This window comes from Thalassotalea sp. PP2-459 (assembly GCF_001913705.1).
In the GTDB taxonomy this organism is placed as follows: Bacteria; Pseudomonadota; Gammaproteobacteria; order Enterobacterales; family Alteromonadaceae; genus Thalassotalea_C; species Thalassotalea_C hakodatensis.
Map to the genome: position 1 here is coordinate 71,617 of NZ_MKQD01000018.1, position 18,394 is coordinate 90,010.

Consider the following 18,394-nt stretch of genomic DNA (forward strand, 5'->3'; position numbering starts at 1 on the left):
TAGGAATAAATAGAGTTGTTTGTCAGATGTTTAACGTGGTAATTATTAGAAGGTAATGATTAAAAGGTAATTTTTGAATGGTACGGGAGGAGAGACTTGAACTCTCACATCTTGCGATACTGGAACCTAAATCCAGCGCGTCTACCAATTCCGCCACTCCCGCACTTTGAAACTTTGTATAGTTTAAGGAGTTTACAACTCCTGCGCTACTGGAACGCTAATACCTACAAAATGCCAGCGCGTCTACCAACTCCGCCACTCCCGCATTTTGATTTTTTACATAGTTTAAGGAGTTTGTAACTCCTGCGCTACTGGAACGCTAATACCTACAAAATGCCAGCGCGTCTACCAATTCCGTCACTCCCGCACTTTGAAACTTTGTATAGTTTAAGGAGTTTGTAACTCCTGCGCTACTGGAACGCTAATACCTACAAAATGCCAGCGCGTCTACCAATTCCGCCACTCCCGCACTTTGAAACTTTGTATAGTTTAAGGAGTTTACAACTCCTTCGCTACTGGAACGCTGATGTTCTTATTAATTAGTAGGTAATTTACGTAATAAGTAATGGAACATTGGTAAGAATTGGCAGGGGTAAGAGGATTTGAACCTCTGAATGACGGGATCAAAACCCGCTGCCTTACCGCTTGGCTATACCCCTTCCGAAATTCTTAGCGTTGAAACATTGATGATTTATACTCGCCGCTTTCTTTATGAATGTTAAAAGAAAGTGGCAGGGGTAAGAGGATTTGAACCTCTGAATGACGGGATCAAAACCCGCTGCCTTACCGCTTGGCTATACCCCTGCAATGTTTCTTATTCTCGCAACATGTGTTGCTTGAATGGTACGGGAGGAGAGACTTGAACTCTCACATCTTGCGATACTGGAACCTAAATCCAGCGCGTCTACCAATTCCGCCACTCCCGCATTTTTTGCATAGTTTAAAGAGCTTGCAACTCTAGATACTGGAACGCTATTACCTTAGGAATGCCAGCGCGTCTACCAATTCCGCCATTCTTGCATTGTAAATGGTGGCTACACCGAGATTTGAACTTGGGACCCCATCATTATGAGTGATGTGCTCTAACCAGCTGAGCTATGTAGCCATTTACAATCTTGCCTCTCAGCAAGTGGCGCGTATTATGCAAATCTGATCGCGTAACGTCAACCGTTTTTTTTGAAAATTATGACACTTTTTAGTTGTTTGCTTATTTCATCAACAATTCGTTGGTGAAGTGTGCAAAGTTGGCGGAGAAAAGGGTAAGTGGCAGCAAGTGGCTTCGACTTATTTAGAGGGTATTATGTTCGTTGTAAAAAAAATTGAAAGTTCAAATACCCTCAAGTAAATAATGATATTACTTTACGCGTTCTTTAGCTTCTGCGGTTAAATGAGCAGAGTGTGCACTTAGGGCGTCAATATTTGCAGATACCTTTTTCGCAGGAATTTTACCAATAATAAATTCCCCCGCTGCTAAAGCATTATTTTTTGCAGCAAAGATGAGTAAGTTATCGCCGTTACATTTCATGTTATCAAAAATAGATCGTACTTTAATTTTTTGGGCTCTCATATATGTGCGTAATCTATTTTTATCATTGGCAGCAACGTATTCACAAATGCGTTGTGCCATGTCTTCATTGGCAAATGCTTTTGAAGTGGGAGTTATTGAGGCAGTAACTGCAAGCAGACTTAAAGTAAGAATTGTTTTATTCATATTTTTACCTTCCCTTAATAAGTTATTATTGATATTAAGTAATTCTTATAGGTATAAGTTTGGTCGGTATTTGAAATAAAGCAAGGCGCTAAAAAGCGCCTTGTTCGTGGTTCGAAATGGAGTGTTATACGTTGAACCTAAAGTGAACTACGTCACCATCTTTAACAAGGTAATCTTTACCCTCTAAACGCCACTTACCGGCTTCTTTAGCTCCTGATTCACCGTTACAGCCGATAAAATCATCATAAGCGACTACTTCAGCGCGAATAAAGCCTTTTTCAAAATCAGTATGAATAACACCAGCAGCTTGTGGTGCTGTTGCATTGTGCTTTACGGTCCAAGCGCGTACTTCTTTTACGCCCGCTGTGAAGTAAGTTTGTAGGTTAAGTAAGCCGTAGCCTGAGTTGATCACTCGGTTTAAACCAGGCTCTGTTAATCCCATTTCAGCCATAAATTCGTCTCTATCTTCATCATCCATTTCAGATAGTTCCCCTTCAATTTCAGCACAAACAGCGACAACTACAGCACCTTCTTTATCAGCAATAGCTTGCACAACATCTAGGTAAGGGTTGTTTTCAAAACCATCGTCATTGACGTTGGCTATGTACATAGTGGGCTTAATGGTTAAAAAGTTTAAATAGGCTACGGCGGCTTTTTCTTCTTTTGTCAACGCTAAAGAGCGGACCATTTCGCCATCTTCAACGTGTTTTAATATTTTCTCTAATACGGGCAACTCGAACTTAGCATCTTTATCGCCGCCTTTTGCACGCTTAGCTTGGCGGGTAATGGCTCGTTCAGCGGTATCTAAATCTGCTAGTGCTAATTCAGTATTAATCACGTCGATATCATCGGCAGGATTAATTTTGTTCGCTACATGAATAATATTGTCGTTTTCAAAACAACGCACTACATGGCCAATCGCGTCTGTTTCGCGAATATTCGCTAAAAACTTGTTCCCTAAACCTTCACCTTTTGAAGCACCCGCTACTAGACCTGCGATATCGACGAACTCCATTGAGGTTGGGATGACTCGCTCAGGGTTGACGATTTCAGCCAGTTGATCTAATCGAGGATCCGGCACAGGTACAACACCTGTGTTAGGTTCTATGGTACAGAACGGAAAGTTTGCAGCTTCAATACCTGCTTTAGTTAATGCGTTAAAAAGGGTTGATTTACCAACGTTGGGTAAGCCAACGATACCACATTTAAATCCCATAGTTTTTTACCTGTAATCGTTATTAAGCTTGTGCTTTAAAGGAGTGTAATCTGTTTTGTGCAACTTTGATGTCTTTTTCTTGCCAAATCTCAAAACAGCGACTTGCTTCATCAATACTTTGATCAATCAACGCTTGTTCACTGGCTGGTGCTTTTCCTAACACATGGCCGGTGACTTTTTCACGGTGTCCGGGGTGGCCAATACCGATACGTAATCGATAAAATTCTTTATTATTGGCTAGCCTTGAAATAATGTCTCGTAAGCCATTATGACCTCCATGTCCGCCCCCTTTTTTAATTTTGCATACACCAGGTTCCATATCCAGTTCATCATGTGCAACTAACATATCGTCAACAGGTATTTTATAAAAGTTGGCTAATGGCGCTACAGCTTGACCACTTCTATTCATAAATGTTGTTGGAACCAGTAAATGCACAATATTGCCACCAATATCGCCTTTACCATAAAGACCAAAATATTTTTTTTCAGGACGGAGAGAAATGTTATAACGTGCGGCAAGTTCTTCAACAAACCAGACGCCTGCATTATGACGGGTATTTGTATATTCGGGGCCTGGATTACCCAGGCCCACAACTAACTGAATAGTCATTTAAGGACTGGCCTTAATTATTCTTCAGTAGTTTCTTCTTCAGCTTCTTCGTCGTCACTGCTTCCACCTTTAGGTGCATTTGCAGTTACAACAGCTTGGTCGTGGTCTTCACCTTTTGATAACTCATCTGAAGTTACACCTTTTGGAAGTGTTATATCTGATAAGTGTAAGGTTTGACCAATTTCTAAGCCAGCTACATCAACTTCGATAAACTCTGGTAAATCGCCAGGTAAACATGTTACTGCGATTTCAGTGATGTTGTGAGCTAAGATGCCACCACTTTTTACGATAGCTTCTTCATTTAAGAAATGCAGAGGCACGTTAGTGTGGATTGGGTGAGCAGCATCAACACGCATAAAGTCTAAGTGCATGATGATTTGCTTGAACGGGTGACGTTGCATATCTTTAACAAGACACTCAACAGGTTTACCGTCAACATTTAACGTTAATACTTGTGAGTAGAATGCTTCTTCTTGTTGTGCACGGAAAACTTTGTTGTGCGCAAGTGTTAAAGAAACAGGCTCTTTGCCTTCACCGTAAAGGATCGCTGGAACTTTATTCGCGTGACGTAGGCGGCGGCTCGCACCTTTCCCTAAATCAGTACGTACTTCAGCATCCAAAGTAAATATATCAGTCATTGTTATTACCTAATGTAAAAGTATAATTTTGGTTGTTTTTTGCGACCAAAAACAACCGCGTAATGCTTTTCTAACCTTGCTCTTAGCGTTCGGATAAAAAAGGCGCGGCATAATAACATTATCATTTGATGAATACTAGCCGAAATGAGTAATAAAACGGAACGTGATTTGATAGGCTAAGCATAGCGAGAGCTAAGCACGATAGAAGGCGTTAATAGGAGTGAAGCGGTGGTTGAAATGAAAAAAATGGCGCTTAAAATAAGCGCCATTTTTCGATTATTTGTGTTATTAATTATCAAACATCGCTGAAATAGATTCTTCGTTGCAAACGCGACGAATTGCTTCAGAAAGCATACCGCTCAAGGTTAATTGGCGAACGTTTTTAAGCTTTTTAATTTCAGGAGAAAGCGGGATAGAGTCAGTAACAATCACTTCATCAATCACTGAATTTTTTAGATTTTCAGCAGCATTACCTGAAAGAACAGGGTGTGTTGCATACGCAAAAACGCGTTTAGCACCATGATCTTTTAATGCTTCAGCAGCTTTAGCTAATGTGCCGCCAGTGTCTATCATATCATCAACGATAATGCAGTCACGACCAACTACATCACCAATAATATGCATTACTTGTGCAACGTTTGCTTTTGGCCGGCGCTTATCAATAATTGCCAAGTCTGCATCATCAAGAAGTTTGGCAACAGCACGAGCTCGCACTACACCACCAATGTCAGGCGATACAATTACCGGGTTATCTAAGGCTTTTTCTTGCATGTCTTCTAGTAATATTGGCGTACCAAATACATTATCTACTGGCACATCAAAGAAGCCTTGTATTTGTTCTGCATGTAAATCTACTGTTAATACACGATCAACACCAACACTTGAAAGGAAGTCAGCAACAACTTTTGCGGTAATAGGTACACGAGCACTACGTACTCGGCGATCTTGTCTTGCATAACCAAAATAAGGCATTACTGCGGTAATACGACCAGCTGATGCACGACGAAATGCGTCGATCATCACGATCAATTCCATTAGGTTATCGTTGGTTGGGGCACAAGTAGATTGAATAATAAAAACGTCAGCACCACGAACATTTTCGGTGATTTCAACGCTGATTTCACCATCACTAAAACTGCCAACCTTGGCTTCACCTAAGGTGATGTATAAGCGATTAGCTATTTTTTTGGCCAGTTCAGGGGTGGCATTACCCGCAAAAATTTTCATGTCAGGCACAGGTAGTTCCTCAGAAACTTTTGACATTGGTTTATCTTTCATACCGTTATCAATCACTAGGATAATAACAGCACACATTAACAAAAAAGCCAACTATTAGGCTTTTTTTTATACAACTTTTTACTGTGTTATCCTGTTTTCAACATCGCCATTTTCTGATGAAGTGGAGAATGATTAACACCTTTTGCCACAAAAGAAGAGATATTTTCCGGTAATAAACATTGCACTTTTTCAGCTTCCTCTTTGGTAGAGAATCGACTAAATATGCAAGCACCAGTACCCGTCATCTGAGACGGCGCGTATTCTATCAACCAAGCTAATAGATTGGCAACCTCAGGATAGTGTTTTATTACGAAAGTTTGACAATCATTACGGCAGTTTTCTATGTCCATTTGGTCAAGTTTTATTTTTGGCGTGTCTCGGGTAAGCGAAGGAGCGGTAAATACTGACTGAGTTGAAATACTGACCATTGGTTTAGTAATCAGGTAATAATCTTCTTTTGGATAGACTGGTGTTAATTTTTCGCCAATACCTTGTGCAAACGCAGCATACCCATGAATAAATACCGGTACGTCTGCTCCTAGAGAGATACCGATACTGGCTAGTTCATCTAGTGATAGCTGTAATTGCCACAAGTGGTTTAAAGCAATTAATACTGTTGCAGCATTAGAAGATCCTCCACCAAGCCCACCACCCATAGGAAGTAATTTGTTTATTTTTATTTGAGCACCTTTTGTTGTGTTCGAATATTGTTGCAGGGCCGTGGCTGCTTTAATGATAAGGTTATCTTCATTGTTAACGTTGGCAATAGGCGTTAATAATGTGATGGAACTAGAGATCAAGGTTGCAATTTCTATGGTGTCACCAACATCTAAAAATTGAAAAACAGTTTCTAGTTCGTGATAGCCGTCGGTACGTTGCCCCACAATATGTAAAAACAAATTAAGTTTTGCTGGAGAAGGAAAAGAAATAAAAGTATTTGTCGACATATTACAAAGTCCATTCACTGATCAATAATTTTATGGTCAAATTTTGATGTTTAATGGTTAATTTATTTGCCAGAAAAAGCGTATTTATTGCTTGATAATCCTCATATTTTACTTGCCATAGAGAATCATAGCTTTCGGTAGTTAGCCTTGAGGGTAATTTCTTATCTTGTGCAAAATGGACCTGATCACTGTTATTGGCAGCAAGACCAAATAACCATTGTGTTAACTGGGTAGCGGGTAATGGGTAACCGGTGAAAGAATCGAGTAACCTAGAAAGGTTAGTGTCGGTATAAGATTTTCCATCAAGTGTTAACGTATGCAAACCATCTAAAGAGGTAAGAGAAAAAACCTGAATGCCTAAATAAGTGGTGAGGGTGAGTTGCTGAGTTTGAGTTTTAGGAAAATATTGCCAATATATATTCGCGCTTTCGCGTTTTTTTCCTTCTAGAAATGCAATTTTACCTGTTAATTTCCATTGATTTAGTTGAGCTATTTTCGCTTGACGTTCCTGATAAGAATCAAGGTTGTTTAATGGGGTGTTTTTTTCACTGGGTAAACTTGAACAGGCATTAATAAAGCTACAAAAGGCAATAATTAGTAATACTCGTACTTTTATCATGGTTTATTTCTTTCAATTAGTCGGTTTATTTCGTAAAATTACGCCGTTCGCAGCGTATGGCTAACCGTCATTATTCAATTATTTGTGTGTATGATACACCACTAAAAGTAATTGTCAGCGCTATTTCATTATTAAAATATTATAGGTTTATCTTTACGTTTTATGCCCATACTTGCTGTTGGAATAAATCACAAAACTGCACCCGTTGCTGTTCGGGAGAAAATATCATTTAACCCTGATAATTTGTCTTCAGCACTGCAAGATATGTTACGCCATGTGCAATGTAAAGAAGCAGCTATTTTATCCACCTGTAATAGAACTGAACTTTATTTAGTTGAAACGAAATCAATTACTGACACTAAAGCGCTGGTAACGTCATGGCTAGAGAAACATCATAACGTAGCAGCATCATCAATCCTACCAAGTTTATATTGGCACCGGGACCAACAAGCAGTTAACCACATGATGCGTGTTGCCTGTGGTCTAGATTCATTAGTGTTAGGTGAACCTCAAATTTTGGGGCAGATGAAACAAGCCTATAGTCAGGCTAAAGCTGCCGGTTCAATGGCATTAGTGATGGACAGACTCTTTCAACGGACCTTTGGCGTTGCCAAACAAGTTAGAACAGATACTGATATTGGTGCAAGTGCTGTGTCAGTTGCGTTTGCTGCGGTGAATTTAGCGAAGCATATTTTTGCCAGTTTAACAAAAGCGAATGTATTACTCGTAGGGGCTGGTGAAACGATTGAATTAGTGGCGAAACATTTATATGAGAATAACGTTGGCAGCATAACGGTAGCAAATCGCACCTTGTCACGCGCGCAAGCAATGGCTGAGCAAATTGGCGCTAATGTGATAACACTTGCACAAATACCTGAACAAATTAGTGATGCTGATATCGTCATCAGTTCAACGGGCAGTACATTACCTATAATAGGCAAAGGTATGGTGGAAAATGCGTTAACGAAGCGTAAACATCGGCCTGTTTTTATGGTTGATCTTGCTGTTCCTCGCGATATAGAAGAGCAAGTTTCAGACTTAGAGGATGTATTTTTATACACGGTTGATGATCTTCAAGGCATAATCGCTAAAAATATCGAAAATAGACGCAAAGCAGCAGTAGATGCTGAAGCGATAGTGACAGAACAAACCGACAGTTTCATGGCATGGTTACGTGGTTTAAATACGCAAGATACGGTAGTGAGTTACCGCAATCAGTGTTTAACAGAACGTGATATATTACTTGAAAAAGCAATGCAGCAATTAAGTGCTAATAAAGACCCACAAGCGGTTGTTGCCGAGTTAGCCACTAAATTAACCAATAAATTTATGCATGCGCCGACTAGCGCAATTCAACATGCTGCACAAGGTGGAGAATTAGACAAAATCGTGTACTTACGTGATATTTTTAATATCGATAAATAGCGACAACATGGGCTCTTTGTTGAAAGTCGCTAAGTAAGCCTTTACACTTCGCGCAATTCTCAGAGAAATTATTCAATAAATGGTGCAAGCACACCGTTTAATCAACGTATCAAAAGATAGAAGTTTCATGAAAAAGTCAGTTTACGAAAAACTAGAAGGGTTAGTAGAGCGTTTTGAGGAAGTTCAAGCGCTATTGTCTGATCCTCAGACCATTGCCGATCAAGAAAAATTTCAAGCATTATCCAAAGAGTTTAAGCAGTTAGATGAAGTGACAGAAGTGTTCAATCGTTATAAATCAGCACAAGACGATTTCGCTGCGGCTGAAGAAATGCTAAAAGATGAAGACCCTGATCTAAGAGAAATGGCTCAAGACGAATTTAAAGACGCTAAAAAAGCCGTTGAAGCATTAACAGACGAGTTACAAATTTTATTACTGCCACGCGATCCAAATGACGATAACAACTGTTTTGTTGAAATTCGTGCGGGTGCAGGTGGAGACGAAGCTGCTATTTTTGCGGGTGATTTATATCGTATGTATACTCGTTATTGCGAGTCTAAAGGCTGGCGTATTGAAGTAATGAATATGAACGAAAGCGAGCAGGGTGGTTTTAAAGAGGTGATTTTTAAAATAGCTGGCGAAGGCGTTTATGGTCAAATGAAGTTTGAATCAGGTGGACATCGCGTGCAACGTGTTCCTGAAACTGAATCGCAAGGCCGCGTTCATACATCTGCCTGTACAGTTGTTGTGTTACCTGAAATACCTGAATCAGAGGCGATTGAAATTAACAAAGCAGACTTACGTATCGATACGTTTCGCGCTTCAGGTGCAGGTGGCCAGCACGTTAACAAAACTGATTCAGCCATTCGGATTACCCATATTCCAACGGGACTAGTGGTTGAGTGTCAAGATCAGCGCTCTCAACATAAAAATCGTGCACAAGCTATGTCAGTATTACAAGCGAGACTTCAAGCGGCAGAAGATGAGAAACGTCGCAGTGAAGAAGAAGATTCGCGTCGAAACCTCGTTGCAAGTGGCGATCGTTCAGAGCGAATTCGCACGTATAACTATCCACAAAGTAGAATGACTGATCACCGTATTAATTTGACGCTGTACCGTTTAGCAGAAGTTATGGAAGGCAGTCTTGATTTAGTGTTGGAGCCTATTTTACAAGAGTATCAAGCTGATATGCTTGCTGCGCTTTCTGAAAGTCATTAATCAACTTATATGGGTGAACGTACACGCTTCACAATACAGCAAGCAATTGAACACGGTAGACATTTATGCTCTAACGTATCTGACTCAGCTAAATTAGACAGCCAGATATTGCTTGCGTTTTGTCTTGAAAAACCAACTAGTTACTTGTTTACTTGGCCTGAAAAAACGTTAGCGAATTCACAGCAACTATTGTTTGAATCGTTAGTGGTGCGAAGGGTTAATGGTGAGCCAATTGCGTATATAACCGGTGAAAAAGAGTTTTGGTCATTACCGTTAAAAGTTTCACCCGCAACCTTGATTCCTCGGCCAGATACAGAAGTATTGGTAGAGCAAGTGTTGTTAAATCATAAAGCAAAGAGTTGTCGTTGTTTAGACTTAGGAACGGGAACGGGCGCTATCGCTTTAGCGTTAGCAACAGAGAAACCAAATTGGCAAATAGAGGCGGTAGACTTTCAAGAAGAAGCTGTTGAACTTGCTTCAGAAAATGTTGAGCGGTTTGGTTTACAAAATGTTTCTGTTTATCAAAGTGACTGGTTTGCTCATATTGATCAAGCGACGCGTTTTGATATTATCGTAAGCAACCCACCGTATATTGATAAAAATGATCAACACCTGTTAGAGGGGGATGTAGCATTTGAGCCAAAAAGTGCGTTAGTGGCTGAAAAAAATGGTCTTTCAGATATTCAAAAAATAGTATCAGATGCGCGACGCTATTTAATGTCAGGCGGGTATCTGTATATAGAACATGGCTGCGATCAAGCATTTGAGGTACAAAGCATTTTTTCAGCATTTGATTATCATCATATTCAAACCGTGAAAGATTATAACAATAATGATCGAGTCACATTGGCTTGTTACATCAATAAATAAAATAATATTAAGGAATTATACATGTTTAAGCATTTACATATGACATTGGCGGCGATCAGTATTTCGTTATTCACCATTCGATTTGTTTGGACTCTAATTGGTTCTAAGCAGTTAGACAAAAAATGGGTAAAAGTAACCCCTCATGCCGTTGATACGTTGTTATTAATTTTTGGTATTGCGTTAATGGTTCAAGTTGGCTGGAATCCGTTAGAGCATACTTGGTTAGCTGAGAAATTATTAGCAGTAGTTGCCTATATTTTTACCGCTTATTACACCTTAAAATTGGCAAGAAATCGCTTAATGCAATTTATTGGCTATTTCGGTGCGATTGGCTGGATAGTACTTGTTGTACGGTTAGCACTAACAAAAGATAATATTATATTTTAGCCGTATAACCGCTGTTTTATTAATATTGCGCCCGTAAGTTTTTATAGGATAAAAGAAAATTTAATGAATGATTTGTTGTTGTCAGAAATATGTTCTGAACAAAGTGATTTATTATCATTGTTGGTTTTAATTGAAAAGTATGTTTTTGACAAGCACGCTAGTAACCAATTTGAACGTGTCATCGCGCCCGTTGTAGATACTTGCCAAGACGCTATTGAGGGCATAGATGACACAATGGCGCAAGCTGAATGTTTAATCAATGCGTTGTATGTTGATGAGTTGTTTATCGATAAACAACGTTCTGCTTGGCCTGTTCTTTCTTGTGTTATTGAAAGTGCAATAGCACACAGAATATTGTCTCCTGTGGTAAAGGCTGCCGTTATTCTACACATTATTAATCGTTGTCAGTTAGAGGCTGAAATCGTTTATGTACCTGAAAGTGTGATGGTTAGAATTATATGTGATGATGTTTATTCAATCATTTTTGACCCCATTACTGGAGAGTCTTTGAATTGGGAAGAACTAGATAGGCGATTAGACGGTTTACCTAATGAACCTCATAGTAAATATCTAGAGCCAATGGATAAAAGTAGTACTATCGTTGAGCATTTAACATTATTAAAAAATAGCCTAATTAGCGAATCGAAATTTGATCAGGCGTTAAAATGTGTTGACTTATTATTAGCAATAAAACCAGAAGACCCCTTTGAAAGGCGCGATAGAGGTTTTTTGCTTCATCAACTTGACTGCTTTAAAGTGGCTTACGATGATTATCAGTACTTTGTTCAGCAATGTCCTAAAGATCCTGCAGCGCAATTATTAAAGTTACAACTCGATAACATAAACTTAGGCGAGACCGTGCTACACTGATCGCTATTAAAACAATAACAAACAAATAAAAATAACAAGACAAACAAATTGGAGATTAATTATGTTTGCCGACCCTACAGTAGCAGATGCTGCACACGCACCATTATTAACAAACGACGCAACTATTCTGGGTATTTTTGCCTTAATGTTAGGTTGGGTATTTTATACGTCAAATAGCCAGTCGCCTTTTTGGAAAAAGTTTTATGGGGTAGTTCCTGCCGTATTGCTTTGTTACTTTTTACCCTCACTTTTGAATACGTTCGATATTATTCGTGGCGAAGACTCAAACCTTTATTATGTTGCTTCAAGATATTTATTGCCTGCTTGTTTAGTCTTACTGACAATTAGTATTGATATTAAAGCGATCAAACGTTTAGGAAGTAAGGCGATTATTTTATTTTTTACCGGTACGGTAGGTATTGTTATCGGTGGTCCGATAGCGTTATTAATCGTATCAGCTGTTGTACCAGAGCTTATTGGCGTAACAGGGCCGGAAGCTGCATGGCGTGGCATGACAACGGTGGCAGGTAGCTGGATTGGTGGCAGTGCAAACCAAGCAGCGATGAAAGAAATTTATGGCGCAGGTGACGCTATTTTCTCAACCATGGTAACGGTTGATGTTATCGTGGCTAATTTATGGATGGCAGTGCTGTTGATCATGTCAGGGAGGGCAGCCTCTATTGATAAAAAGTCGGGCGCAGATGTTAGTGCCATTAATGAATTGAAAGAAAAAGTTGAACAATTTCATGCGAAACATTCACGTATACCTAGTTTAGCTGATTTAATGATTATTGTTGCTGTTGGTTTGGGCGTTACAGGCTTTGCGCATTTATTTGCTGATATTGTTACTCCGTACTTTGTAGAAAATCATCCGACGTTAGGTAAATTCAGTTTTCACAGTAAATTCTTTTGGATGGTTATTTTTGCTAGTACCGTTGGTATTATTCTTTCCTTCACTAAAGTGAGAAATTTAGAAGGTGCAGGAGCCTCGAAAGTAGGTAGTGCATTTCTTTATGTATTAATCGCAACCATAGGTATGAAAATGGATGTGAGAATGATTATGGATACACCTTTGTATTTTGTTATTGGTGTCATTTGGATGATTATTCATGCTTCATTGATGTTGTTAGTGGCGAAATTAATTAAAGCGCCTTTATTTTATATGGCGATAGGTAGCCAAGCCAATGTTGGCGGCGCGGCATCGGCACCGATTGTTGCCTCTGCATTCCACCCATCTCTTGCACCGGTAGGTGTATTATTGGCTGTACTCGGTTATACCTTAGGAACCTATATGGCATGGCTATGTGGTCAATTTTTACAAGCAGTGGCTTAAGTATTAGGATATTAAAATGACAATTGAACAAGTTAAGGTTGGCGAGATTACTGTCTCCAACAACAAGCCCTTTACATTATTTGGTGGAATGAATGTGCTTGAATCTCGCGATTTAGCGATGAGCATAGCTGAACAATATGTTGAGGTAACAAACAAATTAGGCATTCCTTACGTGTTCAAGGCATCGTTTGATAAAGCTAATCGTTCTTCAATTAATTCGTATCGTGGGCCAGGTATGGAAAAAGGCTTACGAATCTTTGAAGAAATCAAGAATACTTTCAAAGTACCTGTGATCACCGATGTACACGAACCACACCAAGCAAAGCCTGTTGCAGATGTAGTCGATATTATTCAACTACCTGCGTTTTTAGCTAGACAAACAGATCTTGTGATCGAAATGGCAAAAACAGGCGCGGCAATCAACGTGAAAAAGCCGCAATTTCTAGCGGCACATGAAATGAAGCATATCGTGACAAAATTTGCTGAAGCGGGTAACGAGCAAGTTATTTTATGTGAACGTGGCAGTTGCTATGGTTACAATAATTTGATTGTTGACATGCTAGCGATGGATGAGATGAAAGCCATGGCTCCGGTTATTTTTGATGCAACCCATGCTTTACAAAAACCGGGTGGCAGAAGTGATTCTGCTGACGGTAGGCGAGCACAGGCGGCACAATTAGCACGTAGTGGGATGGCATTAGGAATTGCAGGGCTTTTTATTGAAGCACACCCTGATCCAGACAATGCTAAATGTGACGGTCCTTGTGCTTTGCCTTTAGATAAACTTGAGCCTTACCTTAATCAAATGAAAGCAATTGATGAGTTAATTAAAAGTTTTCCTTCTTTGATTACCGCCTAGTTCAATAGCCTAAGTAAAAAGGCTCAAGTAAAACAAAAGGGGTCAGGTACAATTAGTAAATGTACCTGACCCCTTTTTTAATGCTTGTTCCCAACACCGAAATAGTATTCTTAGCCGCTTAAATGCTAATGCTATGATTATCGTATAGTGAGTTTTTTCTCTTTCTTTTCTTGTTATCTGTAATAGACTTTTACTCAAAATGAATAACCGCGTTCTGTGAGTGCTTTAATTTTAAACTCTCGGGTATGTCATTTTGCTTTACTGAACAACACCTTTAGTTGACATTAAAATATAACATCATTTGATGTCTAATAGTGTTTGGGAATTCCAGAACGTTATTTTTTCATTTTTTGAACCATGTTTAACAGGCTAGCTAAGCCTTGTCCTTGTAACGTTTTAAACCGTACAATTTTTAGATCCTTTCACTATTAGTTTTTTGACACATGATGAATTAATGTCTATTTTTTGTACTGTGCGATAAGGGTGTATGGAAATGTATTTCGTACTTTTAATCTAACTTAAAATGTAAAAAGGATTTATTATGGAAATGTTAAAAATTGATGAACGCCTTGATTTCATTAAAACACTTGAACTAGATTCGTCATTAAAAGGTTTATCACCTGCTAAGTTAATGTCTGAACCTACGGAAAATGAACCTGCTGGCTATGTCGATGCGGGGAGTTTGACTTCTTTTGTGGCTGGTGTGTCAGCTCAACATAAGAGTGATGCTTTAAATTCAACACTTCTTGCGCAGTTGGCTGCTAATAAAAAGTTTGACCGAGAAGTTAATCCAGTAGATTGGTATACATTTTACAAAACAGTATTAGAGAATGTCGGTTGGGTTGTTCAAAATTGGGAATTTACAAAGTATAACGCAGGCGGTACGAGCTTTACTGTTGACGCCGTGATTGCTGAGTTATTAGCTGCAATAGCAACTAGTGATGATAAGGCTATTGTTGATGAAGCAATCAAAGCCGTTAAAGCACTTGATAAAGGAGATGGTCGATTGGTTTTGTGGGAGCAAAATAGCTCGCACTTAAGTAAAGGTAATTTTCAAATTAGTGCATGTTCAGAGTCTGATGGTGTTTTGTTGATGAAAATAGGAGCTTTCTATTTTACAACTGACGAAACTGTAACAAATGTACTTTGGTTTACCTTTTCTAGCTCTCAAACTGAACTATACAAAGGTGGACAAACAATTAATCTTAACGAAGATGTTTATTCTAGAGTTCGACAAACGGTTATTGATAAACTCGGAGATAAAGCACAAGATTTTGTTGGTGATTTAGATATTTAATTTGTTATAGAAAATATAAAAAGATTTTAGCGCTGGATAAAATAGTTCCAGCGCTACTTTAAGCGTGTTAAAGGCGGAAATTAAGGTAAAGGGAGCATATATTATTGCTAAAATAGGTAACCCCACTAAGAACTAACAATACTGATAAACAAACCAATGATAGCTATGGAATCGATATTATTTACCTAGTATAGAGTGAGATATTTACGTTACTTGAGCTTGTTCAACAATCATCTTGACATCTGCACGATGCGAGATTTAATTCAGATCTATTAACTTTCCCTAATTCTTGAACTCGTTATTGATCTTTTTACGAAAGTGTTAGTTTAGGTTAAGCCGTATACAAGCCTGAATTGATCGGTAATTTACGTTTTATACTAAAAGAAAGAGGCGAGAAGCTATTTTAGGTTGGCTAAATAGTTTCTGCCTCTTTATTACTAGTGGATAGTTACTTGTACTTCAATCCAAGCGCCTGCAGTACCTAATACACCGCCTTTATCGACAGGGTATAGAGTAAATCCATTCCAAGGATCTGAAAATGTATGATTTATCTGCAAAGGAGCATCATTAAAGTCTTCTAATGCCCAGCTTGAACTACGCGAGTTAGGTGTTGAGTCTAACAATAATGAATTGTGGTTATACCAAGGAGCTTCATTATTATCCATGTAGTTTTGTAAATTGATTGAAATACCATTTTGCAATAAAGGTGTCCGTAATTGATATTCAGGAGCAGTATTTACTTCACTTTTTTGCATCGTTCTGTATTCAACCCAATAAGTTTTTTCACCATCACCAGATTTTATTCTAAGTCCGATATTACCCGGTGCATTATGGCCTGCTGCAGTACCGTGATCAAAAGCATATATTCTATAAACGCCAGAGGTTGTAACGATTGGTACATCAGCTTCACTGATCCAATTATTGAAATAACCTTTGTACATCAGGTTCATTTCTTCTAGAGAGTGAGCACCCATTCCCATCAGGCCAAATACATTACCATAGTTGATCACGCTGTCATTAGCATTACCGTTTAACATGCTATTACCACCTTCTATCGACATGGAGTGGTGCAAACCTAGAGCATGACCAGTTTCATGTGCAATAGTACCGGCTTTATAAGTGTATATTTCCATTAACGGTGGGCTCGCTTGAGAATTAATGAAGTATGTTCCTTCTGTGCCTACAGGAGGAGCCGTTACCATGATAATGGTTCCATCTCCTGGAAAGTTAGGATCTACACCTGCGTTAACAAGTTGTTCTCGATAGCCAGGATTCCATAAAGTTTTGTCATTATTATAATAATCATGATTATTTGGCATGGTTATTTTGGGTTTAATTTCCCACGTAAAATTAAAATTACCGTAGGATTGCTCTGTAAAATATTGCTTAGCAATTTGCATTTCTGCATTGATTTGTGCATTTGTAAATTCAAGATCTTGGTCTGGAAATCTAATTGGGTATACCAGAACATGAACTCCATTATGATCGTAACCATCATTACCAGGGTCGGCAGCGCCAGGGTTAACACGGCAACTGGTCGCGTTAAAGTCTGCAACAAGGCTAACACCTTTGAATAAACCCTCTAACCGAACATTATTCCAACCATTATTTGGCTGAGTTAGAACCACACATTCCGTGTTTCCTACGCTTGAAGAACGGATACTGTCATCGCCTGATGTTGGCCAGCCATTAGCATTAGCAGCAAGAGTTAAATTTCCTAAGCCATATTTGGTGCTAAAAGCGATGCTTGTAACATTTTGATTAAAAGTAGAAACACTAAAACCATGCCCTTTTGAAGCTGCTGGAACACAAACAGGAACGCCATCACTTAAGGAGGTAACAGTTGTTGGGGCTTCAATAGCACAAATATCGTTCAACGCACCAGTATTTGGATCGGGGTTAGTTGATCCTGTTGTTGTTACCACGGTTGTTGTATTACTCCAACCAGATCTATGAGTACTATTTTCAGCGTACATTGTGTAATAGTAAGTGGTATTTTCAGCTAACCCCGTATCAATGTAGCTTTCTGAGTTGGCCGTTGGGGTGGCAATGGTTGTCCATGAGCTGCCAGCTGATGATCGTTGAATAACAAATTGATCTTCATTATTAGCATTATCATTCCAAGTTAAATTGATGGAGTTGCTATTGCCTGTACCTGAAAGGTTATTTGGTGCAACTAACGAGCCGGTATTTCCTCCAGGGTTACTGCCAGTTGAACTTCTACATGTACTCGCCCCAAAATCAACAGCTAATGATGCGCCATCGCGCGTCCCTGTTATTGCTACCATTAGCCAGTATTGGCTAGGGTTATTGATAACAACACACTCATTATTAGTGTTTGCATTCAGTGATTTGTAAGCGTTGCTGTTTGCCGCAGTGCTTGGCCAGTTTCCTTGGCCAACATATAGGCCTAAATCGCCAGTACCATGCGCGGTGCTGATCGCTACACTATTGTGTGCATTAGCACCTCCCAAACTGAGGTATGCAGTACCATTATTGCTTACACAAACAGGTGTGCCGTCATTGACAGAATTTGAAGGGCCCTGTGTTGCACAAGTATCGGGCAATTCATTACTTAATGATTGATATGATAGAAATAGTAAAGAACTAAAAAGTCCTTTTATCAATATTGATGAGGGAATTCTCATCTTATCCTCCTAGTAAACGTTAGTGTTATATTGTTATGTGTTAGTTTTTATTTTCGCAATTATGTAAACAAATGTTTCTAAATTGCTCACTTAAAGGTATACGGTATACAATATACTTTCAAATGAGTTGGAATATTTGTTAGTAACTTAATTGCATATAAAATAACCATTTTATTTTTTCCACTTGAAGAGCTATAGATATTCTTGCTTTAACCTTTTAATTGTAAAAGACTTTTCTTGGAAAAGATGTTGCCCTGTAAGTACGAATAACGAGAAGTTAATGTGATTATTAAGCTGATGATTATGTTATTGAGGCAAATAAAACCTACTTATGATTACAGTCGTGGTATTCGAAGGAAGTAGATGTAATACCAATTCTATTAAATATTTAGCCAACTTAGCACTTCATTAGCGCGCTTAGAACAAGCTAAATAATTTAAGCATAGTCGCTCTATGGTTCGATTATTTAG

General features: G+C 38.9%; 16 protein-coding genes and 5 tRNA genes. 8 read left to right on the forward strand and 13 right to left on the reverse strand.

Annotated features, from left to right (window positions below; genetic code table 11):
* Positions 1–78: 78 nt before the first annotated feature.
* From BI291_RS03375 to lolB, 12 genes are all read right to left on the reverse strand, one after another.
* Positions 79–163: transfer RNA gene (locus BI291_RS03375), tRNA-Leu, on the reverse strand.
* A 421-nt stretch (positions 164–584) separates the two neighbouring features.
* A tRNA-Gln gene (locus BI291_RS03380) sits at positions 585–659 on the reverse strand.
* A gap of 70 nt (positions 660–729) precedes the next feature.
* Positions 730–804: transfer RNA gene (locus tag BI291_RS03385), tRNA-Gln, on the reverse strand.
* Between the two features lie 37 nt (positions 805–841).
* A tRNA-Leu gene (locus BI291_RS03390) sits at positions 842–926 on the reverse strand.
* Between the two features lie 102 nt (positions 927–1,028).
* A tRNA-Met gene (locus BI291_RS03395) sits at positions 1,029–1,105 on the reverse strand.
* 249 nt (positions 1,106–1,354) lie between these two features.
* Positions 1,355–1,711, reverse strand: a complete 357-nt coding sequence (locus BI291_RS03400; protein ID WP_074496343.1) for a DUF3718 domain-containing protein — start codon at positions 1,709–1,711, stop codon at positions 1,355–1,357.
* 124 nt (positions 1,712–1,835) lie between these two features.
* Entirely contained in the window at positions 1,836–2,927 is a 1,092-nt protein-coding gene (gene ychF / locus BI291_RS03405; RefSeq protein ID WP_074496344.1) for a redox-regulated ATPase YchF, read from the reverse strand.
* Positions 2,928–2,949: 22 nt separating this feature from the next.
* The gene (gene pth, locus BI291_RS03410; protein WP_074496345.1) at positions 2,950–3,537 is read right to left on the reverse strand and encodes an aminoacyl-tRNA hydrolase; all 588 of its coding nucleotides are present in this window, start codon (positions 3,535–3,537) and stop codon (positions 2,950–2,952) included.
* Between the two features lie 17 nt (positions 3,538–3,554).
* Entirely contained in the window at positions 3,555–4,175 is a 621-nt protein-coding gene (locus BI291_RS03415) for a 50S ribosomal protein L25/general stress protein Ctc (protein WP_074496346.1), read from the reverse strand.
* A 288-nt stretch (positions 4,176–4,463) separates the two neighbouring features.
* Positions 4,464–5,411 carry a ribose-phosphate pyrophosphokinase gene (locus BI291_RS03420; protein WP_074496363.1) on the reverse strand — a complete coding sequence of 316 codons (948 nt, stop codon included), beginning with the start codon at positions 5,409–5,411 and terminating at the stop codon, positions 4,464–4,466.
* Positions 5,412–5,539: 128 nt separating this feature from the next.
* The gene (gene ispE, locus BI291_RS03425) at positions 5,540–6,400 is read right to left on the reverse strand and encodes a 4-(cytidine 5'-diphospho)-2-C-methyl-D-erythritol kinase (protein WP_074496347.1); all 861 of its coding nucleotides are present in this window, start codon (positions 6,398–6,400) and stop codon (positions 5,540–5,542) included.
* A 1-nt stretch (position 6,401) separates the two neighbouring features.
* Positions 6,402–7,019 carry a lipoprotein insertase outer membrane protein LolB gene (gene lolB, locus BI291_RS03430; RefSeq protein WP_074496348.1) on the reverse strand — a complete coding sequence of 206 codons (618 nt, stop codon included), beginning with the start codon at positions 7,017–7,019 and terminating at the stop codon, positions 6,402–6,404.
* 162 nt (positions 7,020–7,181) lie between these two features.
* Between lolB and hemA the strand changes: the two genes are divergently transcribed.
* The 8 genes from hemA (at position 7,182) to BI291_RS03470 (ending at position 15,276) form a co-directional block, all read left to right on the forward strand.
* A complete protein-coding gene (gene hemA / locus BI291_RS03435; RefSeq protein ID WP_074496349.1) occupies positions 7,182–8,444 on the forward strand; it encodes a glutamyl-tRNA reductase in 1,263 nt (420 codons plus the stop codon).
* Positions 8,445–8,571: 127 nt separating this feature from the next.
* Positions 8,572–9,660, forward strand: coding sequence for a peptide chain release factor 1 (prfA, locus tag BI291_RS03440; RefSeq protein WP_074496364.1), 1,089 nt, complete (start codon positions 8,572–8,574; stop codon positions 9,658–9,660).
* A 9-nt stretch (positions 9,661–9,669) separates the two neighbouring features.
* Positions 9,670–10,530: a peptide chain release factor N(5)-glutamine methyltransferase gene (gene prmC, locus BI291_RS03445; protein ID WP_074496350.1), complete on the forward strand. Its 861-nt coding sequence runs from the start codon at positions 9,670–9,672 to the stop codon at positions 10,528–10,530.
* A gap of 21 nt (positions 10,531–10,551) precedes the next feature.
* Positions 10,552–10,917, forward strand: a complete 366-nt coding sequence (locus BI291_RS03450) for a SirB2 family protein (RefSeq protein ID WP_074496351.1) — start codon at positions 10,552–10,554, stop codon at positions 10,915–10,917.
* 63 nt (positions 10,918–10,980) lie between these two features.
* Entirely contained in the window at positions 10,981–11,787 is an 807-nt protein-coding gene (locus tag BI291_RS03455; protein WP_074496352.1) for a tetratricopeptide repeat protein, read from the forward strand.
* Positions 11,788–11,848: 61 nt separating this feature from the next.
* A complete protein-coding gene (locus BI291_RS03460) occupies positions 11,849–13,120 on the forward strand; it encodes a DUF819 domain-containing protein (RefSeq protein WP_074496353.1) in 1,272 nt (423 codons plus the stop codon).
* Positions 13,121–13,136: 16 nt separating this feature from the next.
* Positions 13,137–13,979 (forward strand): 3-deoxy-8-phosphooctulonate synthase, encoded by an 843-nt coding sequence (gene kdsA, locus BI291_RS03465; RefSeq protein WP_074496354.1) that lies wholly within the window; start codon positions 13,137–13,139, stop codon positions 13,977–13,979.
* 541 nt (positions 13,980–14,520) lie between these two features.
* A complete protein-coding gene (locus BI291_RS03470; protein ID WP_074496355.1) occupies positions 14,521–15,276 on the forward strand; it encodes a hypothetical protein in 756 nt (251 codons plus the stop codon).
* A 437-nt stretch (positions 15,277–15,713) separates the two neighbouring features.
* Here the strand turns inward: BI291_RS03470 and BI291_RS03475 are convergent, their stop codons facing one another.
* Positions 15,714–17,924: a hypothetical protein gene (locus BI291_RS03475; RefSeq protein WP_074496356.1), complete on the reverse strand. Its 2,211-nt coding sequence runs from the start codon at positions 17,922–17,924 to the stop codon at positions 15,714–15,716.
* Between the last annotated feature and the right edge of the window lie 470 nt (positions 17,925–18,394).